Raw genomic sequence first — 17507 nt, forward strand, 5'->3', positions numbered from 1 at the left:
AATCTCAGCATGGACGGGCAGCGCGACGAGCAGCACGACGACACCGGCGACCGGGACGAGCCGGTGGCCGGCAGCGAGCCGCCACGTACCCGGCGGATCGGTCGACCCGGCGGGCCGGTACGCCGCGCTGGCGTGATCCTCGCCGTGCTCGCCGTGGCACTTGCGGGGGCGGTGCTCGGCGTACTGGCCGGTGGGCAGGTGGACACCGACATCGGGCCGTTCCGGGCCACCCTCACCCTCTCCCCCGCCAGCGACGGCGGGACGACGATCGACGTACCGCCGCTCGGCGCGCTGCTGCTGGACAGCCATGACGGGCCGACGCACCTCACAGTGCGGCTCGGCGCACTGGACCAGGGGCGTACCGAGGCGCTACTGGACGACCCGGCGAGCATCAGCCGCGCCAGCCAGAGCGCTGTGGAGGACGTCCGCACCGGTGTGATGCGGCTCGGCCTGCGTACCCTCGCCGCGTCGGTGCTCGTCACCCTGATCCTCGCCGCGTTGATCTTCCGGAACGTGCGGCGTACCGCGTGGGCGGGCGGGTTGGCTCTGGTGATCACCGCCGGCAGCCTCGGAACGGCCGCGGCGACCCTGCGCCCGCAGGCCATCGAGGAGCCGCGCTACGAGGGCCTGCTCGTCAACGCGCCGGCGATCGTCGGCGACGCCCGCCGCATCGCCAACGACTACACGAAGTACGCCGAGCAGTTGCAGCGCATCGTCGGCAACGTCAGCCAGCTCTACACCACAGTGTCGGCGCTGCCGGTGTACGAGCCGGCGCCCGGCACCACGCGGGTCCTGCACGTCTCCGACATGCACCTCAACCCGACCGGCTGGCAGCTGATCCGGACGGTGGTGGAGCAGTTCGGCATCGACGTGGTCGTCGACACCGGAGACATCACCGACTGGGGCAGCGAGCCCGAGGAGTCCTTCGTCGGCTCGATCGGCCTGCTCAAGAAGCCGTACGTGTTCATCCGGGGCAACCACGACTCGGGCCGTACGGCGGCTGCGGTGGCCCGCCAACCGAACGCGATAGTGCTCAACAACTCGACCACGACTGTCGGCGGGCTGACCATCGCCGGCATCGGTGACCCGCGTTTCACACCCGACAAGAACACCTCCCCGGCCGGCAGCGGACTGACCCAGCAGGTGGCCGACCAGGTGATCGGCGCCGGCGAGCAGCTCGCCGCCACAGTGCGCAGCTCGCCCCGCCCGGTCAACATCGCGCTCGTGCACGACCCGGCGTCGGCCGGGCCACTCGCCGGCACCTGCCCGCTGGTGCTTGCCGGGCACACCCACGCCCGGCAGGTCTCCAAGCTGCCCGAGGCGCCCGGCCAGCAGCCCACCACGCTGATGGTGGAAGGCTCCACCGGCGGGGCCGGGCTACGCGGCCTGGAGGGCGAGAAGCCGACCCCGCTGTCGATGAGCGTGCTCTACTTCGACCAGCAGAAGATGCTCCAGGCGTACGACGACATCACCGTCGGCGGCACCGGGCAGGCCCAGGTCAACCTGGAACGCCACATTGTCGAAGCCCCGGCCGCCGGGCCGTCCGCCACGCCCACCCCGACCCCGACCCGCTGAGCAGGGGCCGGGTCAGCGTAGGGCCAGGGCGGCCAGGGCGGCGTTGACGATGCTGCCGGGCAGCAGGTCGTGCAACTCGTACAGCTCGGCCACGCTGCCGGACTGGCCGAACTCGTCCACGCCCAATGGCACCGCCGGGGCGCCGACCGCGGACCCCAGCCAGGCCATCGCGTGCGAGGCGGCATCGTGCACTGTCACCACGGGAACCCGGTCGGCGAACGCGGACCGCAGGGCACCCGGCACGCTGGGCACCGTGGCAGTCCGTACGCCCTGACGCAGGGTGCGCTGCCAGGCCCGGTAGAGCCTGTCGAGACTCGTCACGTCGACAACGTGCGCGGCGACACCCTCCTCGGCCAGCTCCGCGGCGGCGGCCAGCACCTCGGGCAGCACCGCCCCGGAGGCGGCCAGCTGCACCACTGGGGCGTCGGCCAGGTGCGGGTACGCCTGATGGGCGTCGACAAGCCGGTACGCCCCGGCGACGACCTGCCGGCGCAGCACCGCGTCGCCGATGCGGGCGCGGGCCGCCTCGAACGGCGCCTGGTCCAGCGGCCGGGTGCTCAGCCGGAAGTAGTACGCCCCGTCCTCTCTCGGCGCGGCGGTCGCTGCCGGCGACGAACCGCCGGCGATCTGCCCGAGCGCGTCGCAGAGCAGCCAGTCGAGGCTGCCCGCGTACGCCGGTTCGAGGAACGTCACCCCGGGCAGCTCCAGGCCGACCGAGGCGGTGATGGTGGACTGGTGTGCACCGCCCTCCGGGGCGAGGGTGATGCCCGACGGCGTACCGGCAACCACGAACCGGGAACCGGAGTAGGTGCCGTACAGGAAGGCGTCCAGGCCGCGCAGCACGAACGGGTCGTAGACAGTGCCCACCGGCAGCAGTGGCTGCCCGGACAGGTCCCACGACAGGCCGAGCTGGCCGAGCAGCAGGAACAGGTTCATCTCCGAGATGCCCAGCTCGATGTGCTGCCCGGCGGGGCTCTCGGTCCAGCGCAGCATCCGGTCCTCGGTCCAGGAACGCTGCTCGGTGGGGGCGAACACCCCGGTCTTGTTGATGAACCCGGCAAGGTTCGTGGAAGTGGCCACGTCCGGGGCTGTGGTCACCAGGTAGCGGCCGACCTCCCGGTCCCGCGCCAGGTCCACGAGCACCCGACCGAATACCTCCTGCGTGGAGATCGGCTTGTTGGCGCGTACTCCGGTGCTTTCCGGAACGGTGACCCCCAACGCGCGCTCGCGGGGCGCGCGGGACAGCGCCTCGCGGCGGGCGCCGGCCCGGATGCCTGCCGGGGACGCAGGGTCGAGACGGTCCCACTCGGTCTCGGAGGTCAGGCCCTGCGCGGACCGCAGCGCGTCCACCTGCTCGGTGCTGAGCAGCGCCGAATGGTTGCGCGGATTGCCGGCGATGGGCAGACCCCAACCCTTCACGGTGTACGCGAAGACGACGCTGGGCCGGTCGGTGACCGCGTCGCACTGGGCGTAGGCGTCGAGCATCGCGGACAGGTCGTGCCCGCCCAGGTCGGTGACGAGCGGGCGCAGCTCCTCGTCGTCGATGCCCTCGGTGAAGGTGCCCACCTCGGCCGGCGCGCCGTCCAGGAACTGCTCGCGCAGTGCCGGACCGGTCAACCCGAACAGGGACTGGTACTGCTCGTTGGGCATCGCGTCGATCCAGTCGCGCAGTGCCTCGCCACCCGGTTTGGAGTACGCCTCGGCGAGCCGGCGGCCGTACTTGACCTCCACGACGTGCCAGCCGGCCGCCTCGAACTGGCCCCGCCACTGGTTGATCCGGATGCCCGGCACCACCCGGTCCAGCGACTGCCTGTTGAAGTCGACGAGCCACATCACGTTGCCCAGGCCGGTGGTGGCCGGGTCGGCGACCGCCTCCCAGATGTTGCCCTCGTCCAACTCGGCGTCGCCGATCAGCGCCACGAACCGGGAGTGCGGGCGGGCGCCGAAGTGCGCGTCGACGTAGCGCCGGGTCGCGGCGGCGAACAGCGGCGCCGCCGCGCCGAGGCCCACCGAGCCGGTGGAGAAGTCCACCTCGTCCGGGTCCTTGGTACGCGACGGGTACGACTGGAGACCGCCACGGGCCCGCAGCCGGGGCAGGTAGGAGCGGTCCAGGTTGCCCAGCAGGTACTGGATGGCGTGGAACACCGGGGAGGCGTGCGGCTTGACGGCGACCCGGTCCTCGGCGTCCAGGTGCTGGAACCACAGCGCTGTCATCGCCGTGACGAGGGACGCGCTGGACGCCTGGTGGCCGCCGACCTTCACCCCGTCGCCGGTGGCCCGGTCGTGGTTGGCCGCGTCCACGATCCGTGTGGCGAGCCACAGCACCCGTCGCTGGATCTCGTCGAGGACATCGAGGTCGTGCTGGTTCACTGTGCTCCATCCGGGCGTCGCCGTTGACGCCCTAGCAACAAGGGGTGCAAAGGTGCATGGGGTGCAAGGAAGGGCCCCTTCTTAACGCCTGGTGCATAAGAAGGGGCCCTTCCTAACCGATCAGCCCTGGACGCCGAGGCGCTCCAGGATCAGCTCACGGACGGTCTTCGCGTCGGCCTGACCACGGGTCGTCTTCATGACCGCGCCGACCAGGGCGCCGGCCGCCGCGACCTTGCCGCTGCGGATCTTGTCAGCGATGCCCGGGTTGGCGGCGATCGCCTCGTCCACGGCGGCGGTGAGCGCGCCGGTGTCCGACACGACCTCCAGCCCTCGACTGGTCATGACCTCGGTGGGCGAGCCCTCACCGTCGACCACGCCCTCCAGGACCGTACGGGCCATCTTGTCGTTGAGCTTGCCGGCGTCGACCAGGCCCTGAAGCTCGGCGACCTGCACCGGGGTGGCCCCGATGTCGGCCAGCTCCACGCCGGACTCGTTGGCCCGGCGGGACAGCTCGCCCAGCCACCACTTGCGGGCCGCCGCCGGGGTGGTGCCGGCGGCCACCGTGGCCTCGATCAGCTCGACCGCACCGGCGTTCAGCACCGACTGCATGTCCAGGTCCGACAGGCCCCACTGCTCCTGGAGCCGACGCCGGTGCACCCGGGGCAGCTCCGGCAGGGCGGCCTTCAGCTCGGCGACCCAGGCCGGGTCCGGCGCGATCGGCACCAGGTCCGGCTCCGGGAAGTACCTGTAGTCGGTGGCCGTCTCCTTCGAGCGCCCCGAAGTGGTGTCACCGGTGTCCTCGTGGAAGTGCCGGGTCTCCTGCGTGATCCGGCCGCCCGCGTCCAGCACCGACGCCTGCCGCAGCATCTCCGAACGGACCGCCCGCTCCACCGACCGCAGCGAGTTGACGTTCTTCGTCTCGGTACGGGTGCCCCACTCCTGCCCCGGCAGGTTGAGGGAGGTGTTCACGTCGCAGCGCAGCGAACCCTCCTCCATCCGCACGTCCGAGACACCGAGGGTACGGATCACGTCCCGAAGCTCGGCGACGTACGCCTTGGCGACGTCGGGGGCGAGCGCGCCGGTGCCCGTGATCGGCTTGGTGACGATCTCGACGAGCGGGATGCCGGCCCGGTTGTAGTCGACAAGCGACTCGGTCGCGCCGTGGATGCGGCCGGTCGCGCCACCGACGTGCAGCGTCTTGCCGGTGTCCTCCTCCAGGTGCACACGCTCGATCTCGATGCGCACCGTCTCGCCGCCCACCTCGACGTCGAGGTAACCGTCGACGCAGATCGGCTCGTCGTACTGGCTGATCTGGAAGTTCTTCGGCATGTCCGGATAGAAGTAGTTCTTCCGGGCGAACCGGCACCACTGCGCGATCGAGCAGTTCAACGCCAGGCCGATCCGGATGATCGCCTCGATGGCCGCCTTGTTGGCCACCGGCAGCGAGCCCGGCAGGCCCAGGCAGACCGGGCAGACCCGGGTGTTCGGCTCGCCGCCGAAGTCCGTCGGGCAGCCACAGAACATCTTGGTGTTCGTACCCAGCTCGACGTGGGTCTCCAGGCCGATCACCGGTTCGAAGCGCGCGACGACCTCGTCGTACGCGGGCAGTGTCGTCGTCATCTGAGCTCCAGGCGCGATCCGGACAGAACCGTTCCACCCTAATCGGCTGGCCCGGCCACCCCGCTGCCGGGCTTCGAGATCAACGCGCGGGCCGGGCGCGGCGGCATGGGAAGACCGGCCCGGGGTCGGGTGTCACTCGGGTGTGGTGAAGCGCCGACGGTTGTAGGCCAGCACGAGCAGGATGCCGCCGATGGAGAACGCCACGACGCCCATCAGCAGCAGCACGAGGGGCGAGCCCGGTCCGGTGACCGGCAGCCACACGCCACTCGCCTTCGACTTCGACGGCGTGGGCGTCGGCTGGGACGCGGCAGGGCTGCTCTCCGACGGTGTGGCGGCCGGGTCGCTCGCTGTCGGCGTGGCCGTCGGGCCGGTCGGGGTCGCAGTGGGGGTGCCCGGGGCCGGGGCGGCGACGATCAGCGACACCTCGCTCGTGGCGCTGGTGCTGCGACCCTTCGCCTGGACGGTGAAGGTGAACGTGCCGACGCTGCCGGGAGTGCCGCTGAGCAGGCCCTCCTTGTCGAGGGTGAGGCCGCCCGGCAGGGCCCCGGCGGCTAGAGCGAACGCGATGTCCGAATCACCGTCGGCGGTGAACCGGAAAGAGTAGGGCTGGTCGACCGTACCGGCAGGCGGGTCGCCGGAGGTGAAGGCGGCCGCGGCCTTGGCGACGACGATCGTGACGTCCTGCTCGTCGAAGAGCTTGTTCTTGTCGGTCATCCGCAGTGTGGACGTGTAGGTGCCCGGCGTGTTCGGCGCACCGCCGAGCGACGTACCCACCACCAGCATGCCCGGCGGCAGACTGCCCGACACCACCGACAGCTGGTACGGCCCGGTGCCACCAGTGGCCTCGACGGTGTGGATCGCGTACACCTGCCCGATGTACATGGGCGACCGGGGCTTGCCCGAGGTGATGACGACCTTTTGTTGGCGTACCTCGATCGTCGCCTTCTGCTGGCCGAAGAGCCCGTTCTTGTCGGTCATCCGCAGCGTGAAGGTGTAGGTGCCCGGCGTGTTCGGCGCGCCACCGAGCGACGTACCCACCACCAACATGCCCGGCGGCAGACTGCCCGACACCACCGACAGCTGGTACGGCCCGGTGCCACCAGTGGCCTCGACGGTGTGGATCGCGTACACCTGCCCGATGTACATGAGCGACCGGGGCTTGCCCGAGGTGATGGTGACGGTGTCGGCGGGGGCGGGGGCGGCGGCGGCTGGTTGCGCGGCGCCCAGCAGCAACGCGACAGCCATCGTCAGGGCCATGACCGGGCGAAGTGTCCCCATCGCACATCCAGGTCTTGATCGGAGCCGCTCGCGGCCGCCAGCGGACCAGAGTCCAGTCGATCCAGCAGACTCGGAGCTTATTCGACCAGTGCAACCGAACCCGGACAATCAGCTGATCGGAGATCGTCGTGTCACCGCGACGACACAGCGCCCGGCGCGGTCGTGGTGACCGCGCCGGGCGCGTGACGATTTCTTGTACGGAGGCAGGCGACCTGCCTCCGTACCCGTGGGCTCAGAGCGTCGGCGGGGTGAACGTGCCGACTGCGGACTCCAACGCGGCGGCGACCCGGTACATCCGGTCGTCGGCCATCGTCGGCGCCATCACCTGAAGGCCGACGGGCAGCCCTTCAGAAAGACCGCAGGGCACCGAGATGCCCGGCCCGCCGTACAGGTTCGTCGGGATCGTGTACAGGTCGGCCAGGTACATCTGGTACGGGTCGGCCGTGCGCGCCCCGATCGGGAACGCCACCGACGGCGTGGTCGGCGAGATCAGCGCGTCGACCTGCTCGAAGGCGGCGGTGAAGTCCCGCGTGATGAGCGTGCGGACCTTCTGCGCCTGCCCGTAGTACGCGTCGTAGTAACCCGACGACAGCGCGTACGTGCCGATCATGATGCGACGCTTGACCTCGGGGCCGAAGCCGGCCTCCCGGGTCATCGACATGACCTCCTCCAGCGACCGGTTGCCGTCGTCTCCGACCCGCAGGCCGAACCGGACGCCGTCGAACCGGGCCAGGTTGGAGGAGCACTCGCTCGGGGCGATCAGGTAGTACGCCGGCAGCGCGTACGCGAACGTCGGGCAGGACACCTCGACGATCTCCGCACCCAGCTTGGCAAGGGCGTCCACCGACTCGCGGAACGCGGCCATCACGCCCGGCTCGGCACCCTCGCCGACGAACTCGGAGACGATGCCGAGTCGTACGCCGGTCAGGTCGCCTGTCGCGCCGAGCTTCGCCGCCGCCACGACGTCCGGCACCGGCTGCGGGATCGACGTGGAGTCACGCGGGTCGTGCCCACCGATGACCTGGTGCAGTAGAGCCGCGTCGAGCACCGTACGGGCACACGGGCCGGGGGTGTCCAGCGACGACGAGAACGCCACGAGCCCGTAGCGGGACGTGCCGCCGTAGGTCGGCTTCGCGCCGACCGTGCCGGTGACCGCGCCGGGCTGGCGGATCGAGCCACCGGTGTCCGAACCGATCGCCAGCGGCGCCTCGTACGCGGCCAGCGCGGCGGCACTGCCACCACCCGAACCGCCCGGGATCCGGTCGAGGTCCCACGGGTTGTGCGTCGGGCCGTACGCCGAGTATTCGGTGGAGGAGCCCATCGCGAACTCGTCCATGTTGGTCTTGCCGAGCATCACGGTGCCGGCGTCGCGCAGCCGCTGCACGATCGTCGCGTCGTACGGCGGGCGCCAGCCCTCGAGGATCTTCGAACCCACGGTGGTGGGCACGCCCCGGGTGGCGAGCACGTCCTTCACGGCGACCGGCACACCCGCGAGAGGGCCGAGATCCTCGCCGGCTGCCCGACGCTCGTCCACGGCGCGGGCCGCGGCGAGCGCGCCCTCGGTGTCGACGTGCAGGAAGGCGTGGACCCGGTCGTCGACGGCGGCGATCCGGTCCAGGTGCGCCTGCGTCACCTCGACAGCGGAGGTCTCACCACCGGCCACGAGGGTGGCGATCTCCGTCGCGGTCATTCTGGTCAGGTCGCTCATGACGCCACTCCGCTTCGCTCCGTGACGCCACGAGGCACCACCGCGCTGCACTGCTGATTCGCTCGCTGACGCTCGCTCATGAGGCCACGTCCTCGCTCAGGATCCGCGGTACGCGGAACCGCTGGTCCTCGGCGTCGGGCGCGCCCGACAGCGCCTCCTGCGGCGTGAGGCACGGCGTGACGACGTCCTCGCGGAAGATGTTTGTCAGCGGCACCGAGTGCGAGGTCGGCGGGATGTCCGCGGCGGCGACCTCGCCGACCTGGGCGACCGCCTGGAGGATCACGTCGAGCTGGCCGGCGAACGTGTCCAGCTCCTCCTCGGTGACGGCGAGCCGCGACAGGCGCGCCAGGTGCGCGACCTCCTCGCGGGAGATGGCGGCCATCCGTGCCCCCTTCTGATGTCCTGCTGATCGGGCGGTGTGCCGGCCGCGCGGCGGGTGCAGCGTGACGCGCGGTGACCGGAGCGAGTCTATTGTTCCGCTCCCGCGTCGCGTCCCCCAGTCCCCCTCCGCCAGCCGGCGTGCCGTGCCGGCGGGCGGTCAGCGGGTGGGGCGGCGCTCCGCGTCCGGTTCGACGGGACCACCGCTCGGGCGGACCGGCCGGTACCGCGCCAGCCAGTTGATCAACTCTTCCGCGGGCATCGGGCGGGCGTAGAACCAGCCCTGCGCGGCGTCGCAGCCCGCCGCGTGCAGCATCCGCCAGGTCCGTTCGTCCTCCACACCTTCGGCGACGACCCGCAGCCCCAGCGCACCGGCCAGTTCGATCATCGACCGGACGATCGCCGCGTCGTCGGGGTCGTCGGCCATGCCCAGCACGAACGACCTGTCCACCTTCACCTCCGACAGCGGAAGCCGGCGCAGGTGTTGCAGCGACGAGTACCCAGTGCCGAAGTCGTCCAACGCAATGGCCACCCCGATCCGGTGCAGCCGGGAGATCGTGGCCAGCACCCGACGCGGGTCAGCCATCAGGGCACCTTCGGTGATCTCAAGTTGCAGCCGCTCGGCCGGCACCCCGTACCGGGCCAGCCGGTCGGCGATCTGGTCGGCGATCTCGCCGGTGTGCAGGTCGCGCACGCTCACGTTCAGCGCCGCGCGCAGCCCGATGCCGGCCGCCGACCACTTGGCGAGCTGCTCCACCACGTCGTCCACCACCCGCCGGGTGAGCAGCCGCATCACAGCGCTCTGCTCGGCGACCCGGATCAACTCCTCCGGGTCGACCATCCCCCGACGCGGGTGCCGCCAGCGCAGCAGCGCCTCGACGCCGACCACCTCGCCTGTCGCGATGGCGATCTGCGGCTGGTAGTACATCGTGATCTCACCGGCGTCGTCGGCCTGCTCGCCGTCGTGCGCCCACCCAGTCGACCCGAACGACTGGTCGGTCGTGCCCGGCCCGCTGTCGCGCCCCGCACTGTCGCCGCGCGGCGCCGCCCCCGCGCCGACGTTCGGCGAGCGTCGCCCCTGCACACCAGCACGTCGGTCCCGGGACGGACCAGGCCGGGTGCCGGCGACCGTGGCGCGGGCGTTGCGGCCCCGGATCGGGTCGGCGCTTGTGGCGATCTGCTTGATCAGCTCGTCGGCGTGCGCCAACTCGGCGCCCGCCGCGCGCCGACGGCGACCCCACCAGCGCCCGCCTGTCGACGGCGCCTCCGCGGTCACCGGCGCGGTGGCCGGGCGCGGCGCGGCCTCCGCACCGGTGGGCAGCGCCGCGCCGTCACCGCCGCGCACCTCGTCCGGAGCAACAGGGGGTACGCCGGCAGTGCCCTGTCTCGGAGACACAGCCTGCCCTGGCGCCGCGGCCTGCCCTGGCGCCGCGGCCCGACTCGCAGGCGGGTTGTCGAGCGGGTCGCGTTGCTCCGGTGGTGCGGCGTCGAGTGGCTCGTCGGCCGACGGGCCGGATTCGAGCACCCGGCGCAGGTCGGCGAGCAGGCCGAGACGCTCGGCCGAGTTGTGGTCGGACTCCGGGGCGTAGACGGCCACCGTGTCGTTGCGGTGCTTGGCGTCGTACATCGCGACGTCGGCGTGCCGCATGAGAGTGGCGAAGTCCTCGCCGTGCTCGGGGAAGAGCGCGATCCCGATCGAACCGCCGACGTCCAACGGCAGCCCGTCCAGCGGCACCGGCTCGGCCAGGGCACGGACCACCTGGTCGGCCAGGGCACGTGCCTGACCGACGTCGGTCAGGCCGGTCATCACGATGGCGAACTCGTCCCCACCCAGACGGGCGATCATCTGTGGGCGGGGGTCCACGTCGGTGAGCCGGGCGCTGACCTCGACCAGCAGCCTGTCACCCACCGCGTGCCCGAGCGCGTCGTTGACGTTCTTGAAACGGTCCAGGTCGATGAGCAGCAGCGCCAGGTGCCCGCCGGGTTCGCCACGGGCGGTCCGCTCGGCGTGCAGGTGCACCTGCTCGGCCACCTCGGCCAACAACGCCTTGCGGTTGGGCAACCCGGTGAGCGGATCGGAGGCGGCGAGGTGCTGCTGCTCGACGGTCAGACGGGCCATCCGGTAGACGGCGAAGAGCGGCACCAGCACCAGCGGGATGAGCGCCGCGCTGAGGTGTGCCGCCGCGACCAGCACGGGGGCGAGCAGCAGCAGCGAACCTGTGGAGAGCAGTTCGAAACCGAGGCCCTGCCGGACGGTGGGCCACCACCGGTCGCCGAAGCGCAGCCGTACCGCACAGCTGACCAGCCCGTAGTTGACGAGGAACCAGGCCACCATGGCCCCACCCAGGGCGGCCACGTCGGGCCAGTGCAGGTGCCCGCCGCCGAAAATGGTGCCGGGACCGAGCCGGATGATCCCGTACGCGGCGGCGAGGGCGCAGGCGTACTGGCCGACGTTGAACGCTGTCCGCCACGCGGCGTGGCGCATCCGCCAGCCCGACACCACCACGCCTAACGCCTGGACCACCACCGCCGGGCCGAGCCCCCAGCCGAGCAGGATCGCGAAGGTGAAGCAGGTGGACGGGAAGACGGCGGACGACTGCCGGCGACCCGGCGGGACGAACGGGCGCGCGTCGCACAGCACGGCGAGCGCGGCCATCGTCCAGAACGCCACCGGCAGCTCGGACAGCTCGCCGGGGAGCGTCGCGAGTGGACCGGCGGCAGTCAGCGCCGCGACCGCCAGGATGCCGACGACAAAGGCGGCGAACGGCGCCACCCGCCCAGGCGGGAGGGAGTTGCGCGGGTCGGCAACCTCCATCACACCTCCCGACCGACGGTCGACGTGCCGGTGAGCACGTCGTCACCCAATGAAACGCCCTCAGCCCCACGTTCCCCGGTATGACAGTCACGAATCGGTCGTAGTCGTAATTAAGTTGGTATGCGCGGCGAGCCGTTCGCGTCCGCTCGCGGCGAGGTCAGCCCTGCACCTGGGCAACCTCTCGCGCGGCGTCCGGACCCGCGTCCAGCAGGACCCGGAACCCGTCCTCGTCGAGCACCGGCACCTTGAGGCTTGCCGCCTTGTCGGCCTTGGACCCCGGGTTGTCCCCCACGACGACGAAGCTCGTCTTCTTGGAGACCGACCCGCTGACCTTGCCGCCTCGGCTCTGCACCGCCTCGGAGGCCTGGTCGCGCGAGAAGCCGGCGAGCGTGCCGGTCACCACGACCGTCAAGCCCTCCAACGGGCGCGGCCCCTCGTCGACCGCCTCCTCGGCCATCCGTACGCCCGCCTCGGCCCACTTGCGGACCACTTCGCGATGCCAGTCCACGGCGAACCACTCACGGATGCTCGCCGCGATGGTCGGCCCGACTCCGTCGACCGATGACAGCTCCTCCTCGGTGGCCGCGTCGATGGCCTCCATCGAGCGGAAGTGCCGTGCCAACGCCTGGGCCGCGGTGGGGCCGACGTGCCGGATGGAGAGGGCCACCAGCACCCGCCACAGGTCACGTTCCCTGGCGACGGCCAGATTGTCGAGCAGCTTGACCGCGTTGGAGCCGAGGCTGCCGTCCTTGTTGACGAAGAACGGGGACCGGGACAGCTGCTCGGCGTCGAGCTGGAAGAGGTCACCTTCGTCGGCGATGATCTCCGCGTCCAGCAGAGCAGCCGCACCCTTGTAGCCGAGCACCTCGATGTCGAAACCGCCGCGCCCGGCGAGGTGGAACACCCGCTCACGCAGCTGCGCCGGGCAGCTGCGGGTGTTGGGGCAGCGGATGTCGATGTCGCCCTCCTTGGCCGGCGCGAGCGGAGTCCCGCAGGCCGGACAGGTGGTCGGCATGACGAACGGCCGGGCGTCGGCGGGCCGCAGGTCGACCACCGGGCCGAGCACCTCGGGAATCACGTCGCCGGCCTTGCGCAGCACCACTGTGTCGCCGATCAGGACGCCCTTGCGCTCCACCTCGCGGGCGTTGTGCAGGGTGGCGAGCGCGACAGTGGAACCAGCCACCCGCACCGGCTCGAGCACTGCGAACGGGGTGACCCGGCCGGTGCGCCCCACGTTGACGTCGATGTCGAGCAGCTTGGTGGTGACCTCCTCCGGCGGGTACTTGAAGGCGATTGCCCACCGGGGCGCGCGGCTCGTCGAACCGAGTCGCCCCTGGATGGAGACCGGGTCGATCTTGACCACCACGCCGTCGATCTCGTGCTCGACGTCGTGGCGGTGCTCCGCGTAGTAGGCGATGTACTCAGCCACCCCGGCCAGATCCGGCACGACCCGCCACCGGTCGCTTGTGGGCAGCCCCCACGCCTTGAGCGCCGCGTACGACTCGGACTGGGCCGTGGGCTGGAAGCCCCGGCGGGCGCCGATGCCGTGCACCACCAGGCGCAGCGGACGGGACGCCGTGACCCGCGGGTCCTTCTGTCGCAGGCTGCCGGCGGCGGCGTTACGCGGGTTGGCGAACGGCGCCCGGCCCTGCTCGACCAGGCCGGCGTTGAGGTCGGCGAACGCGGCGACCGGGAAGTAGATCTCGCCGCGCACCTCCAGCAGTTCGGGAATGACCGGGAACTCGGCGGACGGAGTGAGCTGACTGGGCACGTCCCGGATGCTGCGCACGTTGGCGGTGACGTCCTCGCCGGTGCGGCCGTCCCCCCGGGTGGCCGCCCGGACCAGCCGGCCCGACTCGTAGGTGAGGTTGATGGCAAGCCCGTCGACCTTCAGCTCGCACAGGTAGGGCACCGGCCCGCCGGCGTCCCGCTCGACCCGCTCCGCCCAGGCTGCCAACTCCTCGTCGGCGAAGGCGTTGTCCAGCGAGAGCATCCGCTCGGCGTGGGCGACCGGGGTGAAGTCGGTGGAGAACGTGCCGCCCACCCGCTGCGTCGGAGAGTCGGGCGTGCGCAGCGCCGGGAACTCCTCCTCCAACCCCTCCAGCTCACGCAACTGCTTGTCGAACTCGGCGTCGGTGATGGTCGGCGAGTCCAGCACGTAGTAGCGGTACTGGTGCTCGGTCAGCTCTCGGCTGAGGGTGGCGTGCCGCTCCCGCGCCTGCGGCGTGGGCTCGGCGCCGGCCGCCGCTTCCTGCGCCGGGCTCACCTGCTGGCCGATCTGTTCCTCGGACACTCCCCCACCTTCGGACACGCCGCCACCTTCGGACACCCTGCGACCTCCCTGGTCACGCTACTAAGGCACGGTATCGGTCCGGTCGGACAATCCGTCGACCACGCCCGCCACCACCAGCGGGTGGTTGGCGGGCGCTGTGGTGGTCGACGTGCGAGGATCGCCGGACGACGCGGCCGGAGTGCCGCGCTGACGCGGAGGTGGCGATGCCCGAGGCACTGCTCTGGGCGCTGGCGATCCTGCTGGCGGTGGCGGCCGGCTGGGCGTGGAACAGCTGGCGACACCGCGTGGCCAACCGACGCCCGGGCACCCGGCCGGGTAAGGGCACCGCGGCACGTACCGGTGGCCGTCGGCCCGCGCCGCCCCGGCCGCGCGGCGGCGACCGGCCGGCCACCAAGCCCCGGCCACGCGCCGCCGACCGTCAGGTGGGCACGCCCGCGCCGGGTGAGATCTGGTGGGCCGATGTGCCGTACGCCGACGGCACCGGCTCGAAGGTCCGGCCGTGTCTGGTGCTGCGCGCCGACTCCCGGGGCGCCGACGTCCTGAAGATCACCAGTCAGGACAAGAGCGACCGCGACGACCACGTGCGGATCCCCACCCGGGAGTGGGATCCCGGCGCCGAGCACGACAGCTACCTGAGCCTCACCGAGCCGACCAGGATCGACTCGGCCGCCTTCGCCGACCGCGCCGGCGCCTGCGACGCGGTCCTGTGGCGCAAGGTCCGCAGCCTGCGTCACCTACCCACCAGCTGACCGCCCCCGGGCGGCGGCCCGGCGGCGAAGCGGCGGCGACCCGGCTGCGGCCCGGCGGCGACCCGGCCTTGATCGACTCGGGTTACAGGAAATCGGGGTGTTCCGGAAAGCTCGGACACCCCGATTTGCAGGAACCCGAGTCGATCAAGCCAGACACCGACGCAGAGCCGACCACGAGAGGCCGGCGCAGGGGAGGTCTGCCACGGCGGGCCGGCGCGGCGGAATCTGCCGCAAGCGGGTCAGTCCCAGGTCGCGCCGAGCGTTGCGAGCTGGTCGGCGTACTCGATCCGGTCGGCCCATCCCGGCGGCCAGGCGCTCATCCCGGCGGCCGCACCCACGAACGCCCCGGCCAGAGCGGCGATCGAGTCCGAGTCCCCTGCGGTGGTGGCACCGCGTGCCAGTGCCGCCACCGGGTCGTCGGCGTGACGCACGGCGCACAGCAGCGCGGTGGCCAGCGCCTCCTCGGCCACCCAGCCCTCCCCTGTGGCCCGGCACGGGTCACCGCCGTCGTCGGGCTCGCCCAGGGCGGTCGTGAGTCGGCCCAGCACCGCCAGGCACTCGTCCCAGCCCCGGGCGATGAACTCCTGCGGCGTGCTGGCCCCCGCGCGTTGCCAGAGGTCGCCCAGCCAGTCCTCTCGGTACACCTGGCGTTGCGACCGCGCTCGCTCGGTGAGCAGTGCGGGAAGCTCAGCCAGCGTGGCCCCCTCGCGCAGCGCGAAGACCGCGTACGCGGTGAGCTCGCTGGCCGCCAGCCCGGTCGGGTGGCCGTGGGTCAACCCGGCCTGCAACTGGGCCAGCCCGGCGAGCGTGGCCAGGCCCACGTCGAGCAACCCGACAGGGGTGACCCGCATGTTGGCCCCGCACCCCTTCGACCCGACGACTGTCGCCTCCTGCCAGCGCAGCCCCCGTCCCAGCTCGGCGCAGGCCCGTAGGCAGGTCATCCCCGGGGCACGGTTGTTGTCGGGGCTGACCGCCCAGGCTGCGAAACGCTCCCGCAGCAGCGGCTCCACCGCCTCCGGTCGGTACGACTGCGCGTCGTGCAGCGCCCAACCCACAGCCAGGGCCATCTGCGTGTCGTCGGTGACCAGGGCCGGGTCGCCGGTCAGGGCGCGGGGACCACCCGGCCCGTAGCGGCTCTCGATCTCGGCGACGGTCAGGAACTCCGTCGGTTTGCCAAGCGCGTCACCGTAGGCGAGGCCGAAGAGCGAACCGGAGGCGCGTAGCGCGGAGGCAGGGGTCACGGCGGCCATGATGCCCGGCCGCCGCAACCCCCCGCCGGTCAGTCCCAGCAGAGGCAGAACGGATGGCCGACCGGGTCCGCGTACACGCGGAAGCCCTCACCCTCGCCCGGCAGCCGTCGGGCGCCGAGCGCGAGCGCCGCCTTCTCGGCGGCCTCGATGTCGTCCACCGTCACATCCAGGTGGAACTGCTGCGGACGCTCCGGATCCGGCCAGTCCGGCGCCCGCAGATCGATCGCCTGCTGGAACGCCAGTCGGGGCTGGTGGCCGGGCGGGCCGCCCAGCACCACCCACTCGTTGTCCTCAGGGTCGCCCTCGACCAGGGGCAGGCCGAGCAGCTCGGCATAGAACGCGGCCAGTGCCCGCGGATCCGGGCAGTCGATCACCACTGAACGTAGCTGTCCAATCATGGCGGTCATCATGCCCACCGGGTACGACAGAAAACGTCACTCCTCGACGAGCCGCCGACCCGCGTCGCGGCAGGCGGCGAGCACCGCCCGGGCGTACTCCTCACTGGCCCCGGCGAGTCCACAGGCCGGAGTGACGACGACCTGCTCGGCGAGCTGCCGACGGGGGAAGCCGAGGCGGTCCCAGAGCCGACGTACCCGATCGGCCACCTGTGCGGAGGTCGGTGCCGGGCCGGCCGGCGGCGGCAGCGTGGGCGCGGCCCCGGCCAGCAGTCCCAGGCCGGCGTCGATCGCCTCGCCCAGCGGGTCCAGCTCGGTGATCAGGCTCAGGTCGAGGGCGACCGCGACGGCCCCGGTGGAGCGGATCAGCTCCAGCGGCACCTCCGGGGCGCAGCAGTGCACCACGGTCGGTACGCCGACCGCCTCGATGACCGTGCGCAGCAGGGCGGCCGCGTCCGCCGAATCCACCGCCCGGTACGCGCCCAACCCGCTCTCCGTCGGCACCCGCCCGGCCAGCACCGTCGGCAGCGACGGCTCGTCGAGTTGCAGGAGCACCGACGCCCTGGGCAGCCGTCGGGTCACCGCCGCGACGTGCGCGCGCAACCCTTCGGCGAGGGAGCCGGTGAGGTCGCGCACGGCACCCGGGTCGCGCAGCAGCCGCCCGCCGATCGGCAGTTCCAGAGCGGCCGCCAGGGTGAGCGGGCCGCCGGCCTGCACCTTGACCGGCCCGGCGTACGCCTCGGCCTGCTCGCCCAACTGGTCCAGGTCCCGTTCCATCAGGTCTCGGGCACGACGCAGGTCGCGGCCCGGACGCGGGGCAACCCGCCAACGCCCCGCGTACAGCTCGATGGGCAGCTCCACCAGCAGCCCCCCGGTGCGGCCGATCAGCTCGGCGCCGGGGCCGCGCGCCGGCAGCTCGGGCAGGTGGGGAAGCGCGGGAAGCTCCCCGAGGACCACCCGCTGGGCCTCGGCGATGTCGGTGCCGGGCAGCGAACCGATACCGGTCGCCGCGCCGGCCGGCCAGGGCCACGCCTGATCTGTCACGGCCGAAGGCTATCCCGGTGGCCGCGGCGCGC

General features: G+C 72.1%; 12 protein-coding genes. 2 read left to right on the plus strand and 10 right to left on the minus strand.

Annotated elements, in window-relative coordinates:
- The first annotated feature begins 9 nt into the window (after nt 1-9).
- On the plus strand, nt 10-1575 hold the full coding sequence (locus F4558_RS20455; protein WP_053652374.1) for a metallophosphoesterase: 1566 nt from the start codon (nt 10-12) through the stop codon (nt 1573-1575).
- Nucleotides 1576-1587: 12 nt separating this feature from the next.
- Here the strand turns inward: F4558_RS20455 and F4558_RS20460 are convergent, their stop codons facing one another.
- The 7 genes from F4558_RS20460 to ligA all read right to left on the minus strand — a co-directional run bounded on the left by F4558_RS20460 (nt 1588) and on the right by ligA (nt 14037).
- Nucleotides 1588-3945 (minus strand): thiamine pyrophosphate-binding protein, encoded by a 2358-nt coding sequence (locus F4558_RS20460; RefSeq protein ID WP_053652373.1) that lies wholly within the window; start codon nt 3943-3945, stop codon nt 1588-1590.
- Between the two features lie 120 nt (nt 3946-4065).
- Entirely contained in the window at nt 4066-5565 is a 1500-nt protein-coding gene (gene gatB / locus F4558_RS20465; RefSeq protein WP_167945556.1) for an Asp-tRNA(Asn)/Glu-tRNA(Gln) amidotransferase subunit GatB, read from the minus strand.
- Nucleotides 5566-5697: 132 nt separating this feature from the next.
- A complete protein-coding gene (locus tag F4558_RS20470) occupies nt 5698-6843 on the minus strand; it encodes an Ig domain-containing protein (RefSeq protein WP_167945558.1) in 1146 nt (381 codons plus the stop codon).
- Between the two features lie 232 nt (nt 6844-7075).
- Nucleotides 7076-8551 (minus strand): Asp-tRNA(Asn)/Glu-tRNA(Gln) amidotransferase subunit GatA, encoded by a 1476-nt coding sequence (gatA, locus tag F4558_RS20475; protein ID WP_053659509.1) that lies wholly within the window; start codon nt 8549-8551, stop codon nt 7076-7078.
- 76 nt (nt 8552-8627) lie between these two features.
- On the minus strand, nt 8628-8933 hold the full coding sequence (gatC, locus tag F4558_RS20480; protein ID WP_053659512.1) for an Asp-tRNA(Asn)/Glu-tRNA(Gln) amidotransferase subunit GatC: 306 nt from the start codon (nt 8931-8933) through the stop codon (nt 8628-8630).
- A gap of 156 nt (nt 8934-9089) precedes the next feature.
- A complete protein-coding gene (locus F4558_RS20485) occupies nt 9090-11744 on the minus strand; it encodes a GGDEF domain-containing phosphodiesterase (protein WP_167945560.1) in 2655 nt (884 codons plus the stop codon).
- Nucleotides 11745-11901: 157 nt separating this feature from the next.
- Entirely contained in the window at nt 11902-14037 is a 2136-nt protein-coding gene (gene ligA / locus F4558_RS20490) for an NAD-dependent DNA ligase LigA (protein WP_167945562.1), read from the minus strand.
- Nucleotides 14038-14240: 203 nt separating this feature from the next.
- On the opposite strand from ligA, the gene F4558_RS20495 reads away from it, so the two are divergent.
- Nucleotides 14241-14786 carry a type II toxin-antitoxin system PemK/MazF family toxin gene (locus F4558_RS20495; RefSeq protein WP_167945564.1) on the plus strand — a complete coding sequence of 182 codons (546 nt, stop codon included), beginning with the start codon at nt 14241-14243 and terminating at the stop codon, nt 14784-14786.
- A 239-nt stretch (nt 14787-15025) separates the two neighbouring features.
- On the opposite strand, the gene F4558_RS20500 is transcribed toward F4558_RS20495, so the two are convergent.
- The 3 genes from F4558_RS20500 to F4558_RS20510 are packed head-to-tail and all read right to left on the minus strand — an operon-like array spanning nt 15026 to nt 17475.
- Nucleotides 15026-16036, minus strand: coding sequence for an ADP-ribosylglycohydrolase family protein (locus F4558_RS20500; protein ID WP_167945566.1), 1011 nt, complete (start codon nt 16034-16036; stop codon nt 15026-15028).
- Between the two features lie 29 nt (nt 16037-16065).
- Nucleotides 16066-16434: a VOC family protein gene (locus F4558_RS20505; protein WP_197281633.1), complete on the minus strand. Its 369-nt coding sequence runs from the start codon at nt 16432-16434 to the stop codon at nt 16066-16068.
- 36 nt (nt 16435-16470) lie between these two features.
- Nucleotides 16471-17475, minus strand: coding sequence for a uroporphyrinogen decarboxylase/cobalamine-independent methonine synthase family protein (locus tag F4558_RS20510; RefSeq protein ID WP_167945568.1), 1005 nt, complete (start codon nt 17473-17475; stop codon nt 16471-16473).
- Nucleotides 17476-17507 lie beyond the last annotated feature (32 nt).

The organism is Micromonospora profundi (assembly GCF_011927785.1).
Lineage (GTDB): Bacteria > Actinomycetota > Actinomycetes > Mycobacteriales > Micromonosporaceae > Micromonospora > Micromonospora profundi.

Bases quoted from the DNA above. Each gene is read 5' to 3' on its own strand.
- F4558_RS20495 (WP_167945564.1), top strand. From the start codon at position 14,241: ATGCCCGAGGCACTGCTCTGGGCGCTGGCGATCCTGCTGGCGGTGGCG.
- F4558_RS20485 (WP_167945560.1), bottom strand. From the start codon at position 11,744: ATGGAGGTTGCCGACCCGCGCAACTCCCTCCCGCCTGGGCGGGTGGCG.
- F4558_RS20500 (WP_167945566.1), bottom strand. From the start codon at position 16,036: ATGGCCGCCGTGACCCCTGCCTCCGCGCTACGCGCCTCCGGTTCGCTC.
- F4558_RS20505 (WP_197281633.1), bottom strand. From the start codon at position 16,434: ATGATTGGACAGCTACGTTCAGTGGTGATCGACTGCCCGGATCCGCGG.
- gatA (WP_053659509.1), bottom strand. From the start codon at position 8,551: ATGAGCGACCTGACCAGAATGACCGCGACGGAGATCGCCACCCTCGTG.
- gatB (WP_167945556.1), bottom strand. From the start codon at position 5,565: ATGACGACGACACTGCCCGCGTACGACGAGGTCGTCGCGCGCTTCGAA.
- F4558_RS20455 (WP_053652374.1), top strand. From the start codon at position 10: ATGGACGGGCAGCGCGACGAGCAGCACGACGACACCGGCGACCGGGAC.
- gatC (WP_053659512.1), bottom strand. From the start codon at position 8,933: ATGGCCGCCATCTCCCGCGAGGAGGTCGCGCACCTGGCGCGCCTGTCG.
- F4558_RS20470 (WP_167945558.1), bottom strand. From the start codon at position 6,843: ATGGGGACACTTCGCCCGGTCATGGCCCTGACGATGGCTGTCGCGTTG.